Origin of the sequence: Amycolatopsis orientalis (genome assembly GCF_000943515.2) — a bacterium.
GTDB classification, from domain to species: domain Bacteria; phylum Actinomycetota; class Actinomycetes; order Mycobacteriales; family Pseudonocardiaceae; genus Amycolatopsis; species Amycolatopsis orientalis.
Map to the genome: position 1 here is coordinate 8,904,702 of NZ_CP016174.1, position 15,555 is coordinate 8,920,256.

The 15,555-nt window shown below is 68.5% G+C and carries 19 protein-coding genes; 6 read left to right on the forward strand and 13 right to left on the reverse strand.

The window, feature by feature from the left end; all coding sequences use genetic code 11:
* The first annotated feature begins 2 nt into the window (after nt 1-2).
* The gene (locus SD37_RS38980) at nt 3-632 is read left to right on the forward strand and encodes a pyridoxamine 5'-phosphate oxidase family protein (RefSeq protein ID WP_044855110.1); all 630 of its coding nucleotides are present in this window, start codon (nt 3-5) and stop codon (nt 630-632) included.
* Between the two features lie 77 nt (nt 633-709).
* Here the strand turns inward: SD37_RS38980 and SD37_RS38985 are convergent, their stop codons facing one another.
* From SD37_RS38985 to SD37_RS38995, 3 genes are all read right to left on the reverse strand, one after another.
* Nucleotides 710-1,708: an NADP-dependent oxidoreductase gene (locus SD37_RS38985; RefSeq protein WP_044855111.1), complete on the reverse strand. Its 999-nt coding sequence runs from the start codon at nt 1,706-1,708 to the stop codon at nt 710-712.
* A 104-nt stretch (nt 1,709-1,812) separates the two neighbouring features.
* Nucleotides 1,813-2,247 (reverse strand): SRPBCC family protein, encoded by a 435-nt coding sequence (locus SD37_RS38990; protein WP_044855112.1) that lies wholly within the window; start codon nt 2,245-2,247, stop codon nt 1,813-1,815.
* Nucleotides 2,248-2,400: 153 nt separating this feature from the next.
* Complete coding sequence (locus SD37_RS38995; protein ID WP_037319300.1) at nt 2,401-3,297, reverse strand: ABC transporter substrate-binding protein; 897 nt, start codon at nt 3,295-3,297, stop codon at nt 2,401-2,403.
* 175 nt (nt 3,298-3,472) lie between these two features.
* On the opposite strand from SD37_RS38995, the gene SD37_RS39000 reads away from it, so the two are divergent.
* Together SD37_RS39000 and SD37_RS39005 are read left to right on the forward strand one after the other, a co-directional pair.
* Nucleotides 3,473-4,159, forward strand: coding sequence for an ABC transporter permease (locus tag SD37_RS39000; RefSeq protein ID WP_044855321.1), 687 nt, complete (start codon nt 3,473-3,475; stop codon nt 4,157-4,159).
* Complete coding sequence (locus tag SD37_RS39005; RefSeq protein WP_044855322.1) at nt 4,156-4,878, forward strand: ABC transporter permease; 723 nt, start codon at nt 4,156-4,158, stop codon at nt 4,876-4,878. The genes SD37_RS39000 and SD37_RS39005 overlap by 4 nt, the downstream gene beginning before the upstream one ends.
* A gap of 253 nt (nt 4,879-5,131) precedes the next feature.
* Here the strand turns inward: SD37_RS39005 and SD37_RS39010 are convergent, their stop codons facing one another.
* The 5 genes from SD37_RS39010 to SD37_RS39030 form a co-directional block, all read right to left on the reverse strand.
* Complete coding sequence (locus SD37_RS39010) at nt 5,132-6,541, reverse strand: aromatic amino acid lyase (RefSeq protein ID WP_044855113.1); 1,410 nt, start codon at nt 6,539-6,541, stop codon at nt 5,132-5,134.
* A complete protein-coding gene (locus tag SD37_RS39015) occupies nt 6,538-7,092 on the reverse strand; it encodes a YbaK/EbsC family protein (RefSeq protein WP_044855114.1) in 555 nt (184 codons plus the stop codon). The genes SD37_RS39010 and SD37_RS39015 overlap by 4 nt, the downstream gene beginning before the upstream one ends.
* A 13-nt stretch (nt 7,093-7,105) precedes the next feature.
* Nucleotides 7,106-7,399: a DUF2516 family protein gene (locus SD37_RS39020; RefSeq protein WP_044855115.1), complete on the reverse strand. Its 294-nt coding sequence runs from the start codon at nt 7,397-7,399 to the stop codon at nt 7,106-7,108.
* An 85-nt stretch (nt 7,400-7,484) separates the two neighbouring features.
* Nucleotides 7,485-8,171 carry a hypothetical protein gene (locus tag SD37_RS39025; RefSeq protein WP_044855116.1) on the reverse strand — a complete coding sequence of 229 codons (687 nt, stop codon included), beginning with the start codon at nt 8,169-8,171 and terminating at the stop codon, nt 7,485-7,487.
* Entirely contained in the window at nt 8,168-8,599 is a 432-nt protein-coding gene (locus tag SD37_RS39030) for a helix-turn-helix domain-containing protein (RefSeq protein ID WP_052675122.1), read from the reverse strand. Before SD37_RS39030 ends, SD37_RS39025 begins: the two co-directional genes overlap by 4 nt.
* Nucleotides 8,600-8,750: 151 nt before the next feature.
* Here SD37_RS39030 and SD37_RS39035 point away from each other — a divergent pair, with 151 nt between their 5' ends.
* Nucleotides 8,751-9,881, forward strand: a complete 1,131-nt coding sequence (locus SD37_RS39035) for a methyltransferase domain-containing protein (protein WP_044855118.1) — start codon at nt 8,751-8,753, stop codon at nt 9,879-9,881.
* Here SD37_RS39035 and SD37_RS39040 read toward each other — a convergent pair.
* From SD37_RS39040 to SD37_RS39050, 3 genes are read right to left on the reverse strand one after another with little or no spacing between them, the layout of a single operon-like run.
* Nucleotides 9,846-10,502: an AAA family ATPase gene (locus SD37_RS39040; protein WP_044855119.1), complete on the reverse strand. Its 657-nt coding sequence runs from the start codon at nt 10,500-10,502 to the stop codon at nt 9,846-9,848. The two genes, SD37_RS39035 and SD37_RS39040, sit on opposite strands and share 36 nt — an antisense overlap.
* A 2-nt stretch (nt 10,503-10,504) precedes the next feature.
* Entirely contained in the window at nt 10,505-10,879 is a 375-nt protein-coding gene (locus tag SD37_RS39045) for a TFIIB-type zinc ribbon-containing protein (protein WP_081736572.1), read from the reverse strand.
* A gap of 33 nt (nt 10,880-10,912) precedes the next feature.
* Entirely contained in the window at nt 10,913-11,281 is a 369-nt protein-coding gene (locus SD37_RS39050) for a VOC family protein (protein WP_037319277.1), read from the reverse strand.
* 93 nt (nt 11,282-11,374) lie between these two features.
* On the opposite strand from SD37_RS39050, the gene SD37_RS39055 reads away from it, so the two are divergent.
* Entirely contained in the window at nt 11,375-11,842 is a 468-nt protein-coding gene (locus tag SD37_RS39055) for a CGNR zinc finger domain-containing protein (protein WP_037319275.1), read from the forward strand.
* A 503-nt stretch (nt 11,843-12,345) separates the two neighbouring features.
* On the opposite strand, the gene SD37_RS39060 is transcribed toward SD37_RS39055, so the two are convergent.
* Nucleotides 12,346-13,644 carry a DUF445 domain-containing protein gene (locus tag SD37_RS39060; protein ID WP_044855120.1) on the reverse strand — a complete coding sequence of 433 codons (1,299 nt, stop codon included), beginning with the start codon at nt 13,642-13,644 and terminating at the stop codon, nt 12,346-12,348.
* 29 nt (nt 13,645-13,673) lie between these two features.
* On the opposite strand from SD37_RS39060, the gene SD37_RS39065 reads away from it, so the two are divergent.
* Nucleotides 13,674-14,837 carry a pyridoxal phosphate-dependent aminotransferase gene (locus tag SD37_RS39065; RefSeq protein ID WP_044855121.1) on the forward strand — a complete coding sequence of 388 codons (1,164 nt, stop codon included), beginning with the start codon at nt 13,674-13,676 and terminating at the stop codon, nt 14,835-14,837.
* 15 nt (nt 14,838-14,852) lie between these two features.
* Here SD37_RS39065 and SD37_RS39070 read toward each other — a convergent pair whose 3' ends face one another.
* Entirely contained in the window at nt 14,853-15,326 is a 474-nt protein-coding gene (locus SD37_RS39070; RefSeq protein WP_044855122.1) for a sigma-70 family RNA polymerase sigma factor, read from the reverse strand.
* Between the last annotated feature and the right edge of the window lie 229 nt (nt 15,327-15,555).

Sequence of the window (15,555 nt, forward strand, 5' to 3'; positions counted from 1 at the left end):
CCATGGGGACTCCAGAGATCAAGGTGATCGAGACACACGAAGCGCTCCGCGAGCACCTCGGTCATCCGGCGGAAAGGACGAAGGGGAAGATCATCCCCTTCATCGACCCGCACGCTCGCACCCTGATCGAGCATTCGCCGTTCTACCTGCTGGCGACGGCGTCGTCCGAGGGGACCTGTGACGTCTCCCCGCGCGGGGACCCGGCCGGTTCCGTAAAGGTTCTCGACGACCGGACGCTCGTGCTGGCCGACCGGCCCGGCAACAAGCTGCTCGACAGCCAGACCAACATCATCGAGAACCCGTACGCCGGACTGCTGTTCCTGGTGCCGGGGATGAACGAGACGCTGCGGATCAACGGCCGCGCGAAACTGGTCGCGGACGCGCCGTTCTTCGACGACCTCGTGATCAAGGGAAAGCGGCCCGCGCTGGCGATCCTGGTCGAGGTCGAAGAGCTGTACCTGCACTGCGCCAAGGCTTTCCTGCGGTCTTCGCTGTGGAAGCCGGAGACGTGGCCGGAGCGGTCCGGCCTGCCGACCGCCGGGCAGATCTTCCGCGACCAGATGAACCTGGACGTGTCAGTGGAGCAGCTGGATGCCGCGCTGACCGAAGGTGCCCTCACTACGCAGTACTGAGCCTCCCGCGCGCTATGAAAGGTCCTTTCCTTGCAAATTTCGCAAGGAAAGGACCTTTCATAGCATCGGTGAAGGGGTCAGACGCGGACCAGCATCTTGCCGGTGTTCGCGCCGCCCAGCAGGTCCAGGAAGGCCTGCGGCGCGTTGCGGATACCGTCCACAATGGTCTCGGAGTACTTGAGGTCGCCGGAGGCGACGAGCGGCGCGACCTCCTTGACGAACTGCGGCTGCAGCGCGAAGTGGTCGCCGACCAGCATGCCGCGCATGGTGAACCGCTTCGCGATGATCGACGCGAGGTTCCGCGGCGCCGCGGCCGGTTCGGTGTTGTTGTAGACCGAGATCATCCCGCAGATCGCCATCCGGCCGTGCAGGTTGATCGAGTCGATGGCCGCTTCGAGGTGCTCACCGCCGACGTTGTCGAAGTACACGTCGATCCCCTCGGGCGCCGCCGCGCGCAGCTGCTCGATGACCGGGGCGTCCTTGTAGTTGAACGCCGCATCGAAGCCCAGCTCGTCGGTCAGCCACTTGACCTTCTCGTCCGTGCCCGCGCTGCCGATAACCCGCTTCGCGCCCTTCAGCTTCGCCAGCTGGCCGACGACGGACCCGACGGCACCCGCCGCGCCGGACACGAAGACGGTGTCGCCCTCCTTGAACTCCGCGACCTCCAGCAGCCCGGCGTACGCGGTGAGCCCGGTCATGCCGAGGACGCCGAGGTACGCCGAGATCGGCGCGGCGTCGGGGTCGACCTTCACGGCGTGCTCGGCGGCGACGACGGCGTGCGAACGCCAGCCGAGGCCGTGCAGCACGATGTCGCCAGGCTTGAAGTCCTCGACGTTCGACTCGACGACCTCGCCGACGGCCCCGCCGTGCATGACCTTGCCGACCTCGTACGGCTCGGCGTAGGACTTCGCGCTGCTCATCCGGCCGCGCATGTACGGGTCCACGCTCAGGATCTGGTTGCGGACCAGGATCTGCCCCTCGCCGGGCGTCGGGATCTCGACGTCCGCGATCTCGAAGTTCTCGAGCGTCGGGACACCGTGGGGACGGGAGGCGAGCCGGATCTCGGTTGCGTTCACGGGGTGACTCCAAGTCTGTTGCGCACTACAAGCGGGGCGATCGCCCCGTATTCACGACGGGTACAACCAGCTAACCGGGGCGACCATTCCGATTGTGGTGAGCGCTACACGATCTCGGCGAGTTTGCCGAGGACCCCCTCGTAGATCCGCTTGAGGCCGCCGGGCGCGAAGGTCCGCTCGAAGAAGCCGCCGATGCCGCCCGCGCCCTCCCAGGTCGTCTCGATCCGCACGAGGCTGCCTTCCGGCACCTCGCGGACGGTCCAGGTGGTGACCATGCTGGAGTTCGCGTCGGTCTCGACGAGGGTGCCTTCGGCGGGCTCGGTCACCGTCGCGGCGACGTCACGCACGCGCTTCGACGTCGCCTGCAGCTTCCAGCTCGCCTTCGTGCCCGCTCCGACGCCGCCTTCGGTGACCTCGTAGTCGCGGTAGTGCTCCGTCAGCAGCTTCGGGCGGGTCTCGGCGTAGTCCGCGACGAGCGCCCTGACCTTGTCGGCCGGCGCCTCGATGGTGCGCTCCGCGATGGCGGTGACCTTTCCCATCCCACTCCCTTTCACCCGTGTGGCAAGACAGCGTCCACGATTCCACCGCTGAGTGCGACCGGAGCGGGCGCCCCCCTGCCCCGGACGCCATGAAAGGTCCTTTCCTTGCGAAATTTGCAAGGAAAGGACCTTTCATGGCGCGCGCGGGGCGGGCTAGATGAGGGACTTCTCCTTCAGCCAGTCCTTCGCGACGTCGCCCGGCTTCTCACCGTCCGAGTCGACGCGCTTGTTCAGCTCACGCAGCTGCACGGTGTCCAGCGCCTTGCTGACGGCGTTGACGGCGGCCGCGAAGTCGGCGCCGCGCTCGTCGAGGACCTTCTTGTTCACCGCGGGCACGACGTTCTCGGTCGGGACGATGGCGAGGTCGTCCTCCAGCGCCACGAACTGCGGGTCGCCGACGAGCGGGCTCACCGAGTCGACCGGGATGACGGTGACCTTGCCGGACCGCAGCTGCTCGACGCGCGGGCCGGCCTCCTGCACGGTCTGGAAAGTGGCCTTCAGCTTGTAGACGTCCGTGAAGCCCTTGAAGCAGGGAAGCCGCTTCTCGCACTCCGGGCCGCCCGCGACGATGACGTTGTCGACTTTGGACAGGTCGCTGATCTTCGTGAGGCCCTTCTCCTTGGCGAGGTCGGCCTTCACGATGTAGGTGTTCTTGTCCTCCGCCGGCGAGTAGTCCAGCAGGCCGATGCCGTCGGCCTCGAACAGCTTCTTGAGCTGCTCGTGCTCGCCCGCCGCGTCCTTCGCGGCTTCCTTGCCGAAACCGGTGGTGATGGCGGCGCCCTGGTACTCCGGGATGAACTGCAGTTCGCCGGACTTCAGCGCCGGGTAGATCAGCTCGCGCGAGCCGAGGTTCAGTTTGCGGGTGATCGGGTAGCCCTTGGCCTCCAGCGCGTTCGCGTACAGCTCGGCGAGGATCAGGCTGTCGGTGAAGTTAAAGGAGGCGACGACGATCGGCGCCCCGCCTTTGCTCTGCACGGCCGGGGTCGCCGCGTCGTCGCCACCCCCACAGGCGGTCATACCGAGGACGGCGGCGGCGAGCACCGCGCCCACTCGAACATTCCGTGTCCAGCGCACGTGCACACACTCCTATGACTCGAACAGACGAAGGGACAGTATCTCCGGGTCACGACAGAATCCACATTTTGAGAGTTCCGCCCCCTGTGCTCTCAGAGAACGGAATCCGGCCGCCCGATCGGGGTAAGGTCGGCCGGTGCGTGCGTCTTCCGTGTTCCCCGTGCCGTCCCAAAGCGGGCGGCCGCTGTTCGAATGGCGCTGGGTGGACCGCCATTTCGACGAGATCCTCGAACGGCTCGGTGAGCACGTCACGCTGACGGCGGCGGCGCTCGCCATCGGACTGGTGGTGTCGATCGGTGTTTCCGTGGTTTCGCTGCGTCGCCGGTGGTTCTACGTCGTCGCGCTGAGCACGGCCGGTTCGCTGTACGTCATCCCGAGTCTCGGCGCCTTCGCCGTGCTGGTGCCGTTCACCGGCCTGACGTCCTTCACGACCGCGGTGATCCCGTTGGCGACGTACACGTTGCTGATCCTGATCCGCAATATCGTCACCGGCGTCGAACAGGTGCCCAAGGAAGTCCGCGAAGCCGCGATCGGCATGGGTTTCACGCGTTCGCGACTGCTGTGGCAGGTCGAACTCCCGCTCGCGCTGCCGGTGGTGATCGCGGGCCTGCGGGTCGCGGCGGTGACCACGATCGGGCTCGTGACGGTGACTTCCATGCTCGGCAAGGGCGGGCTGGGGTACTTCATCCGCAACGGGATCCAGACCGCGACACCGAACCCGACGTCGATCATCGTCGGAGTCGGGCTTTCGGTGGTGCTCGCCGTCGTGGTGGATCTGCTGCTGTGGCTCGGAGGGCGCGCGCTCGCGCCGTGGTCGCGGAAGGCGGCGTCGCGATGAGCATCATCGACCAGACCATCGACTGGTTCGGCGAACCGGACCGCTGGAGCTGGACCGAGCCGGCGGGTATCCCGTACCGGACGCTCGAACATCTCCAATTCTCGTTGCTGGCCTTGGCGATTTCGGCCGTGCTGACCATCCCGCCCGCGTTGTGGCTGGCGCACTACCGGCGCGCGCAGTTCCTCGCGACGAGCGCGGTGAACATCGGCCGCGCGATCCCCAGCTTCGGACTGGTGATCCTGTTCTGGTTCCTGGCTTCCCGGCTCGAAGTCGACACCACGTTCTGGCCGTTGATGCTCGCGCTGGTGGCCTTGGCGTTGCCGCCGTTGTTCACGAACACCTACGCGGGCGTCATCCAGCTGGAGCAGGAGACCATCGACGCCGCACGGGGAACCGGTCACCGCGAATGGCAGATCATGCTGCGCCTGGAGTTGCCGCTCGCGTCACCGGTCATCCTCGCGGGTGCCCGCGTCGCGTTCCTGCAACTGGTGGCGACCGTCGCGATCGGCGCGATCGTCAACGACGGCGGCGGGCTCGGACGGTACATTGTGGACGGTTTCGCCCTCGGGGATCCGGGCCGTGGCGAGATCCTCGCGGGCGGGATCGCCGTCGTCGTACTGGCTTTGGTGTGCGAAGCCGCGTTCGCGCTCGTCACACGCTGGGTGACTCCGCGCGGGCTGGCGATCCAAACTCGCGCGGATGCCACGTCCTTCTCGTGAGTGGCAATGACGGTTATTGAGGAGTAGGGCAAACGTGGCGGGCCGGCGGGCTGGCTCCGTGTTGCGAAAGCCACTTTCGCAACGTTGAAGGTTACGAAAGTGGCTTTCGCAACACCCCGTTGAGGGCTGGGGGCCTGGAGGTCCGTGAAGGCCTCCTTCCCTGCGTGTCGGGGTTCCGGGCCTGAGCACGCGAGTGCGGCGCCACGCTCACCCGGACACGCCACGTTTGGCTTACCCCTCAATAGAACCGTCATCACCACTCACGAGTCAGTACCGAAACCAAAGCCGTCACCTCGGGGCCCAGCGACCGGTCCTCCGCGAGCGGCGGGACGAGTTCGCGTAGCCGGCCATATGCCGCCTGAAGTCCGGCGGCGCCGTCCCCGGACGCCAGCCACCGCGCCTGCGAACCCGCGATCAGCTCGCAGGCCGTGATGGCGAACATCCGCGCGCACGCGTCACGCAGCTGATTCCCGGCCGCCCAGGCGAACGCCTGCACATCCTCCTGCCCGGCCGAAGTCTCGACGGAACCCAACGTCGCCGGGCAGGCCAGCCGCCGCAGCGCGTGCAGCTCCCCCACCGCGCGTTTGTGCAGCGGCACCAAGCCCGCCTGCGGCCCGGGATCCGGCGTGAGCTGCGCGGGCAGACCGCTGAACCGCTCGTCCAGCAACCGGTGCATCCGCCCGGCGCCGATCTCGCCGAGATGCACCAGCGCCGCCGTCACCGCGTCCATCCGCAGACCGAGTTCGACCGCGTGGAAACCCGTCGTGGACACGAATTCGCCGTCGAGGAACGCGGGCGAGTCGGTCGGCATCGACCGTCGCAGGGCCTCGTCCAGTTCGCCGGTGACCCGCCTCAGATGGGCGATCGCGCGGGGCGCGACCCGCACGGAGACCGGCGCCTGGACGACCTCCGCGCGCTCGGCCGAACCGCGGATCAACCCGTCCAGTTCGACCAGCACCGCGCGCAGCGTCTCGTCGTCGCCCGCCAACGCGGGACGGTAGACCGCGCGCGGCGCACCGAGGACGTCGATCGCGATCGCCGCGGTCAGGGTCTGCAGCTCCACCAGCCGCCGGACCTCGGCCAGTGCGAAGGCCGCGAGCGTCTCGGCCAGCGGCGAGCCCTGGATAAGCGTCGCGCCTTCCTTGAGCCCCGGCTCGTACGGCTTCGCCAGCACCTCCGACGCGGGCGTCTCGACGCCGTCCACCAGCACGGTCCCGACGCCGAGAAAGGTCTGGAAGGCGTGCGCCAGCGGGATGATCTCGCCCGCGCTGCCGAGTCCCGTCCTCGGCACGGCGGGGGTGAACCCCTCGTTCAGCCGGTCGACGAGGAACGTCACCAGCTCCGGGCTCACGCCCGCCTCTGGCGCGAGCAGATCCCGCAGGCGCACCAGAAGGAGCCAGCGCACCTCCTCGGCCGCGAGCCACGGCGGGCCGCCGACCGCGCGCCCGATCAGCAGGTTCCGCTGATGCCCCTCCGGCGAGCCGAGCGCGACTCCGGCGAGCCGTCCCATGCCGGTGTTCACGCCGTAGACCGGGCGATCGGACAGGGCCGCGAGGACACGGGCGCGGTTCTCGCCGAGCCTCGCCAGCAACGTGGGGTCGACTTCAAGGAAGTCGGCCTCGAAAGCCGAAGCCAGGTCGAAGTCCTTTGTGGACAGCCTCACTCGATGGGACGGGCGAGACCGTCGATCACCTCGGCGCCGGGCAGGGACGCGAGCGCCGAACCCGAGATCAGCAGCTTGCTGCCGCGGATACCGCTCCCGATGATCAGTTCGGGCTCGTCCGCGACGCGCTGGTCGATCAGGATCGGCCACTCCCCGGGCAGGCCGACGGGCGTGATGCCGCCGTACTGCATACCGGTGAGGGAGACGGCCTCGTCCATCGGCGCGAAGGACGCTTTGCGCACATCGAGGCGGCGCTTGATCACGCCGTTCACGTCGGCGCGGGTGGTGGCGAGGATCATCGCGGCGGCGAAGCGGACCTCGCCGGCGCGTTTGCCGGCGATGACGACGCAGTTCGCGGACGCGGAAAGAGGTGAGCCGTAGGCCTCGCAGAACGCGGCGGTGTCGGCCAGTTCGGCGTCGATCTCGGCGACGCCGACGGCGTCGGGATCGGCGAGCGCGGCGAGTGCCTTGGCGACCGGCTCCGCGAGCAGATCCGGTCGGGAGGGGGCGGGGACGACGGTGAGGCTTCCGGCGATGGTCCAGTCAGTCACACCGCCACGATAGTCACCAGTTACGGCCGCCGCGTTGTACCTCGATGAGCTTCGGGCGGACGTCCACGAGGTAGACCAGGACCGCGACCAGTGCGGGCAGCCACAGGATCATGCCGCCGCCCCAGAACTCGAAGAGGGTCAGCACCACGGTGGCCCCGCCGGTGATGAGCATCCAGATGGGCTTGGTCTTGCGATCGGCGGCCGAATACGCGTCGGCACGCTGCAGCAGCGCGTGCACGAAAGCGAACAGCCCCGTCAGTGCGCCGCCCCAATGGATGGCGATGAGGATCCAGGTGGCAACGAACACGAAGTCAGCTTACGTCAAACCGGGCGAATGACCCGGGCCCCTGGTGCCGAAGCCGGCACCAGGGGCCCGGGGGTTCACGCGGACCTTACTTCTCGGTCGTCTTCGGCGCGGTGGCCGGCTTCTTGGCGGCCGGGCTGGTGGTCGTGCGGCGCACCGGGGTGGTGGTCTTCGGCGCGGTCTTGTTGGCGACCTTGCGCGAAGCCGAGCGGGTCTCGTGCGCGAGGTCGTCGCCGATCTCCTCGACCTCGTCGGCGATCTCGCCGGCGACCTCGGTCACCTTGCGGGCGGTCTTCTCGCCCGCCGAGCGGGTGCCCTTGGTGACCTTGCCGAGCACGGTGTCGATGCGCTCACGGGCGTCGGTGGTCGCTTCCTCGACGCGGTCCTGCGCGGTGCTCAGCGCGTCCTCGAGCTGCTCGATGGCCTTCTTGACCTGCGGCTGCGAGGCGATCTTGTCCCACGCCTGCTCGCCGGACTCGGCCAGCTTGTTGTACAGCTTCAGCGCGGCCTCGGTGTACTCGTCGATGACCTTGCGCAGCTCGGCCGGGTCCAGCTTCTCGCGGAGGCCCTCGACGTCGTGCGGGAGCTCTTCGATGTTCTTGCGAGCGGTCTCGCTGCCCTCGACGACCTTCTCCTTGGCCTTGCTCACGGCGTCGACGACGGCCTGGCCCGCGAGGTTGCCGGCGCCCAGCGCGGCGAGCAACGGGGTGCGGACCTGGTCGAGGGCCGAGTGGCCGGTCTTGCGGTCGGTCTTGTTCTTCGTGGCGGTGGTCATGCTGACTCCTTGGATTCCGCGCCCTCTGTGGTCAAGGGCGCCGTGTCTGGGGTTTTCGCCCGCGCCGCCTGCACTGGCGTCGCGGCGGCGTTCTCGCGGCGGAACGATTCGTAGACGTCGAGCAGGACCTGCTTCTGCCGTTCGGTCAGCTCGGTGTCGGCGCGGATCGCGTCGCCGACCGGGCCGCCTGTCGGCAGATCGAGGATTCCCGCTTGCACGTAGAGCGCCTCGGCCGAGATACGCAGGCCTTTGGCGATCTGCTGCAGGATCTCCGCACTGGGTTTGCGGACCCCGCGCTCGATCTGACTCAGGTACGGATTGGACACGCCGGCGAGTTTCGACAGCTGCCGCAAGGAGATCTTCGCGTTGCTGCGCTGCTGGCGGATGTACTCGCCGATGTCGGAAGCGATGTCCGCGACCTTCTCCATCGGCCCGCCCGATGTGGGCTGGTCCCGGTTGGTGTCTGACATCGGTCACCTCCTCGCGACGTCTTCAACGCTACGCCCGAGTGCTAGCTATTGCAAGCACTCTGCTTGCAACTATCGGGTGTGTTGGCGCTCACCCGGCTACCGTGGAGGGGTGTCGAACGCGACGCGGCTACGACGGCGCCTCGTCGAGCATCTGCTCGCCGAAGGTGTGCTGCACGACGCGCGGTGGATGACCGCTTTCCGCACCGTGCCCCGGCACGTCTTCCTGCCGCGGTTCTTCGTCCCGGCGGCCAACGGCTGGGCGGCGATGCAGAGCGGCGACGCAGGCTGGCTCGAACGCGCCTACTCCCCCGACGTGCTCGTCATCCAGCTCGACGACGATTCCGGGCTCTGGGAACGCGCGCGCTATCTGGGCGCGCAGCCGGGGACGCCGACGAGTTCGTCGAGCATGCCGTCGATCATGGCGATCATGCTCGAAGAACTCCGGGTCGCCGACGGGCACCGGGTGCTGGAGATCGGCACGGGCACCGGCTACAACGCCGCCCTGCTGTGCCATCGGCTCGGCTCCGGGCTCGTGTACACAGTGGACATAGACCCGGATCTGGTGGACGCCGCGCGCAAGCGGCTCGCGGAGGCCGGGTACGCGCCTTCGTGCGCCGCGGCCGACGGCGCGGACGGGTACCCCGCAGGCGTCCTCTACGACCGCGTCCTGTGCACGTGCTCGGTGTCGTCGATCCCGCCCGCGTGGCTGGAGCAGACAGTGCCGGGCGGGCTGATCGTCACGACGCTGAACCGGCCGATCGGCGGCGGGCTCGTCCGGATCGTCGCGGGCGAGGGCGCGACGGGCCACGGGCGTGTGCTCGCCCGCGATGGTCGTTTCATGCCGCTGCGCGCGCACCGCTTCAAACCGCCGAAGGTGCCCGAAGGCGACGCCTCCTGGCGGCCGACCCGGCTGCCGATGGGAGCCATCACGGAAGTCCGCAGCCGCTTCGAGTTCTTCGCCGGGCTCCAGCTTCCCGGCGTGACGGCCGTGCGGGACGGCCGGCACACCGCGCTGGTCCACCCGGACGGCTCCTGGGTCCGGCACCGGCGAGCGGGTCGCTTCTTCGAGGTGGCGGAAGGCGGACCGCGACGACTGTGGGAACTGGTCGAGAACGCGCAAGAGGAATGGCTCGAACTCGGCCAGCCGTGGCGGGACCGGTTCGGGCTCAGCCTCGACGGCGAGAATCAGGTGATCTGGCTGGATTCACCCGACGGCCGCACCTGGCCGCTGTCCCCTTGAGAGGAGGCCCCGCACCCAGGCCTCCACCCGGTCGACGGCGGCGTCCACCGGGATGTGGGTGGTGTCGAACAACTCGACCGGCGGCTCCAGCGACGCCGCTTCCCGCCGCAGCCAGTCGTTGAACTCCAGCATCTCTTCGACGCGTTCCTCGTCCCACTCACGCCAAGCCGGCCGCGCCAGCAAGCGTTTGCGCAGGGCGTCCGGCTCGCTGACGAGTGCCAGGTAGTGGATGTCGGAGAAGAAGACGCGCTCGGGCAACCGCTCGAATTCGGGCGGCGCGACGGTGCCGCAGAGCACGACCGGCCGCCCGTTCTGATGCAGCATCGCCGCCATCCGCAACCAGGTCGAACGGAACGCGGGATGGCCGGGGACGTCGTCGCGCAGCGCCCCTGTCCAGAGCACGTCCTGCTCGACCACGAGGGCGAGATCGCCGAGCCGTTCCGCCAGCCGCGGCCCGACCGTCGATTTACCCGCCCCGCTCGGACCGGTCAGCGCGAACAGCGGGAGCCGACGGAACGGCCACCGGTGCGCGCATTCCGCGCACACCAGCAGCCCGCTCTCGACTTGTGGCCGTTCGGCGCGATCGCCGCAGGCCGGGCAGATCTTGAGATCGAGGACCACGGTCAGTCGAAGAGGCCTTCGAGGAAGCCGCCCTTACGGCGCTTGTGGCCGTACGCGTGCGGGGAATCCTTGTAGCCGCCTCGGTAACCCTTGGGCGAGTCCGCGTAACCGCCGCCCCGATACCCCTTCGGCGAGTCGGCGTAGCCGCCGCGGTGCGGACGCGGGGAATCCGGCCGCCCGTAGTGCGGGGCGGGCGCGTGTCCACCTCCCTGATACGGCGGAGGCTGATGCCCGCCGTAGTACGAAGTCTCGGCGTTGGCGATGGCCTCCAGCTCACCCCGGTCCAGGAAGATGCCACGGCATCCCTGGCACTGGTCGATGTGGACACCGTTCTTGTCGACGGTCTTCATGACGTTCTGGCACTTCGGACAAATCACGTATCAGAGATTACGCATTTTTCGCCGCCGAGGTCAGCAGGCGCACAGGCAGAACGGGTGCCCGGCGGGATCCGCGTACACGCGGAAGGTCTCAGGGGAGTCGTCCAGCAGCTTCGCGCCGATGGCCAGCGCCCGCTCGTGACCCGCTTCGAGATCGGTGACGTCGAGGTCGACGTGCGCCTGCTGCGGGTTCTCGGCGGACGGCCAGGCGGGCGGCCGGTAGTCCGGGACGCGCTGGAACGAGAAGCGCGCGCCACCCTCCGGGTTCCGCAGGGTCACCCAATGGCCGTCTTCGGCGACTTCCGCGGCCTTCCAGTCGAGCAGCTCGCGGTAGAACTCCGCCAGCGCGACCGGGTCCGGGCAGTCGAGGGCCACCGCGCCGAAGGTCGGTACCGCACCCATGGTTCAGCCTCCAGAATGATCAAGTAACCAGTGACCTGATTATGGGGGTTATCGCTGCCGATGACAACCGGTCTCGCCCGTACACTGGGCGAGGTGAACACCGACGCGTCCCTGGTGGTCGAGTTTTTGAACACGGTGAACGTCGAACGCGGCACCGACCTCTTGGACGATCTGGAGACCTGGCAACGCTGGGCCCGCGATCACCGGCTGCGCGCGGATACCCCCGCGGCCGCGCGCGAAACCCGGGACGCGCTGCGGGCGGCGATCGGCGATCCGCGGTTGCCCCGGCTCGGACTGCGCGCGCCCTCGGAGATCGTCCTCGGCCCGGAAGGCCCGCTCCTGGTCGCGGAATCGGTCAGCGAAGCGGTGATGGCGGCGTCGATCCGGCTGACCGTGCGCGGCGAATGGATCCGGCTCAAGATCTGCCCGGCGGACGACTGCCTGTGGGCGTTCTACGACGAGTCGCGCAACCGGTCGCGGACGTGGTGCTCGATGCGGTCGTGCGGGAACCGGGAGAAGGCGCGCGCATGGCGGGCGCGGACGGCGGACGTCTCGACCTGAAGCGCGGGTCGCCTCGATCGCGGGATGCCAGATGTCCGGGCTCCGAGCAGCTCGGTCCAACCCGGCTCTTCGGACGCTGACCTCAACGCGAACGCCGCTTGAAGGGCAGATTCCACTTCAGAGCGCGTATGAGGGCGAGGGCGTGCTTCTGTCCCTCCGCGTCTTGCTTGAGAGACCACAGGCTGATCTTGGCTATCACCAAGACGCGTACGAGGGGAACGCCGTCCGGCGACGCCTGGAACACCGCCCAGCGTCGATGAAGGAATTGGGACGTTGAGTGTCCCGATTCCTTCATCGACGAGGCACCTGGACCCACCCACAGCACCGAAGCGCGAGCCCGGCCGACCACAACTTCTGGGGTCACCCACCCCCGAGTTACCCCCAGGGGTTGTGCACACCGTTAGGCCAAAGACGTGAAAAGCTGTGGATAACCCTGGGGATGACTCCACTTCCTGTGGACAACTCCCGGCGGGGCCTCCGGAGTGTGGTATAGGCGCCGCCGCTCAGAAGAGCAGCTGAGCGACCGCGTAGATGACCAGCCCGGCGAGCGCGCCGACCACCGTGCCGTTGATCCGGATGAACTGCAGATCCCGGCCCACCTGCAGCTCGATCTTGCGCGAGGTCTCCTCGGCGTCCCAGCGCTCCACGGTGTCGGTGATGATCGTGGTGATCTCCTTGGAGTAGTGCGTGACCAGGTAGGCCGCCGCCCCCTCCACCCAGTTGTCCACCTTGGACCGGATGTGATCGTCGGAGACGAGCCGCCCGCCGAGGGCTTCGAGGCCGGTGCGCACCCGGCGCCGCAGCTCGCTCGACGGGTCCTCGGCGGCGTTGAGCAGCATCTCCTTGGCCGTCGCCCAGGCCGAGCCGATCAGCTTCTGCACCTCGTCGTGCCCCAGCATCTGGGACTTGACCTGCTCGGCGCGCGCCATCACCTCGGGGTTGGTCTGCAGGTCGAGGGCGAACTCGCCGAGGAACTTGTCCAGCGCCAGCCGCATCGGGTGGTTGACGTCGGTCTTGACCGCCCACACGAACGACAGCACCTCGCCGTAGACCTTGTCCGCGAGCATCTCGTCGACGAACTTCGGCGACCAGCTCGGCGCCCGGTCCGACACCACGCGCAGCATCGTCGTGTGGTTGTCCCGCACCCATTCGTAGGCGCGGTCGCACATCAGGTCCACCAGCTTGTGGTGCGCCCCGTCGGCGAACACGCCTTCCAGGATCTTGCCCAGCGGCGGACCCCACGGCTTGTCCACGATCCGCTTGACCACGGCCTGTTCCATGATCGCCTGGACGTCTTCGTCGCGCAGCACCTTGACCGCGGCGCGTACGACGGTCGCCAGCTCGGACGTCACGCGTTCGGCGTTCTGCGGCTGCGAGAGCCAGCCACCGAGGCGCTTCGAGACCTCGACTCGGCTCAGCTTCTCGCGGATCACCGACTCGGACAGGAAGTTCGAGCCGACGAAGTCACCGAGGCTGCTGCCCAGCGCGTCCTTCTTGTTCGGGATGATCGCGGTGTGCGGGATCTTGATCCGCAGCGGATGCCGGAACAGCGCCGTCACCGCGAACCAGTCGGCCAGCGCGCCGACCATCCCGGCTTCGGCGGCGGCGCGGACGTAGCCGACCCAGCCCGGCCAGCCGGCGGCCTCGGCCCAGCTGGTCAGCAGGAAGATCACCGTGGCGCCGAGCAGGAACGACAGCGCGACCAGCTTCATCTTGCGCAGGCCGCGGCGCTTCTCCTCCTCGGCGGCGGTTCCACCGGGCGGATCGGCTGGGGTCACCTTGGCGGGCGTCAGTTGCTCCACACCACCATTGTCCGTGAGGATGACTGATCGTGCGCGAACCCGTCCTCGTCCCCCGCCTCCAGCCCTTCACGTCGACCATCTTCGCCGAGATGACGGCGCTGGCAGTCCGCCACGACGCCGTCAACCTCGGCCAGGGTTTCCCCGACACCGACGGGCCGGCCGGAATGCTCGACGCCGCCAAGAACGCCCTGTTCGGCGGCGCGAACCAGTATCCGCCGGGTCCCGGGCGCCCGGAGCTGCGCGCGGCCATCGCGCGGCACCGCCTCCGGTACGGCACGGACTACGACCCGGACACCGAGATCCTCGTCACCGCGGGGGCGACCGAGGCCATCGCGGCGTCGTTGCTCGCGCTGACGCAGGCGGGCGACGAGGTCATCGTCATCGAGCCGTATTACGACTCCTACGCGGCCGCGGTCGCCATGGCGGGCGCGGAGCGGCGCGTCGTCGGCCTGGTGGAACGCGACGGCCGGTTCGCGCTCGACATCGAGGATCTCCGCGCGGCGGTGACCGAACGGACCAGGGCTATCCTGATCAACTCGCCGCACAACCCGACCGGCACGGTGTTCACGCGGGCCGAATTGGAGGCCGTCGCCGCGCTCTGCGTGACGCACGACCTGATCGCGATCACCGACGAGGTCTACGAGCACCTGGTCTTCGACGATGCCGAGCACTTCCCGCTCGCCACGCTGCCCGGCATGCGCGAGCGGACGGTGTCGATCTCCAGCGCGGGCAAGACGTTCAACTGCACCGGCTGGAAGATCGGCTGGGTCTGCGCGAGCCCGGAACTGGTCGCGGCGGTGAAGGCGGCGAAGCAGTTCATCACCTTCGTCTCGGGAGGCCCGCTGCAACCTGCCGTCGCCCACGCGCTGGACCACGAACTGCCGTGGGTCGAAGACCTGCGCACGAGCCTGCAGGACAAGCGGGACCGGCTCGCCGCAGGGCTCGCGGAGGCCGGGTTCGCCGTCCGGCCGACCGCCGGGACGTACTTCATCTGCGTCGACGTCCGTCCGCTCGGCTTCGAAGACGCCGCGGAACTGGCCTGGGAACTCCCCGAACGGGTGGGCGTGGCGGCCGTCCCCGTGAAGGTGTTCACCGATCACCCGGAAGAGTGGAAACATCTCCTGCGGTTCGCGTTCTGCAAACGCAACGAAGTCATCGACGAAGCGGTCACCCGGTTGCGCAAACTGCGGTGACTCGTCCGATGTCCGTCAGAGCCACCCGCCCTTTTCGAGAGCGCGGCCGAGGCGGTCCAGACACCGTCTTCGCACCCTGCCCACACTGGCCGGGCTGAGTCCCAGTTCCCGCGCGAGCTGCGCGTAGGACAGCTCCGGCCGGTGCGCGATCAGCCACATCAGCCGACGGTGCGAGGCCGGCAGGCGATCGACCGCCGCCCAGAGCGCGCGGTCGCGTTCGGCGCGGACGACCTCGGCCTCCGGGGTCGGGTCCGGACCGGGGAGCGGGCGCGGCGTTTCGCGCCTGTTCCTGGAGATCATCCGGAGCGCGCGGCGCCGCGCGGTGGTCGTCAGCCAAGCCCGGAGCTTCGCTTCGTCGCGGAGCACGCCCGGCGCGCGGAGCAGTTCCAGCCACGCTTCCTGGCAGACGTCCTTGGCGTCCGCTTCGCTCAGCCGGTAGGTCTTCAGCACGCCGAGCACCGCCGCCGACACCGCGTTCACGTCCCACATCGCGGACACTCCCCTCCCGGCGGCTCAAGTCCGCCCGCACGATCACCGAACGCGACTTCGACGGCACACACCGCAGCGAGGATCCGGCTCGAGCCTTGAAAACATCAGGTCACCGAGGATTTGAGTAGTTCCACGTGTGCCCGGATGGCCGTGTGGCACACACCGAGAGTGATCAACTTCAGTACTCCAGGCACCGGAGCCGGTTGCGTCGTTCCGCCTAACGGGCTGG

Excerpts from the sequence above, each read along its gene's own strand:
- SD37_RS39030 (WP_052675122.1), bottom strand. The coding sequence starts at position 8,599 with ATGGAGAAGGTCGCGGACATCGCTTCCGACATCGGCGAGTACATCCGC.
- SD37_RS39050 (WP_037319277.1), bottom strand. The coding sequence starts at position 11,281 with ATGGGTGCGGTACCGACCTTCGGCGCGGTGGCCCTCGACTGCCCGGAC.
- SD37_RS38980 (WP_044855110.1), top strand. The coding sequence starts at position 3 with ATGGGGACTCCAGAGATCAAGGTGATCGAGACACACGAAGCGCTCCGC.
- SD37_RS39070 (WP_044855122.1), bottom strand. The coding sequence starts at position 15,326 with ATGTGGGACGTGAACGCGGTGTCGGCGGCGGTGCTCGGCGTGCTGAAG.
- SD37_RS39025 (WP_044855116.1), bottom strand. The coding sequence starts at position 8,171 with ATGACCACCGCCACGAAGAACAAGACCGACCGCAAGACCGGCCACTCG.
- SD37_RS39005 (WP_044855322.1), top strand. The coding sequence starts at position 4,156 with ATGAGCATCATCGACCAGACCATCGACTGGTTCGGCGAACCGGACCGC.
- SD37_RS38990 (WP_044855112.1), bottom strand. The coding sequence starts at position 2,247 with ATGGGAAAGGTCACCGCCATCGCGGAGCGCACCATCGAGGCGCCGGCC.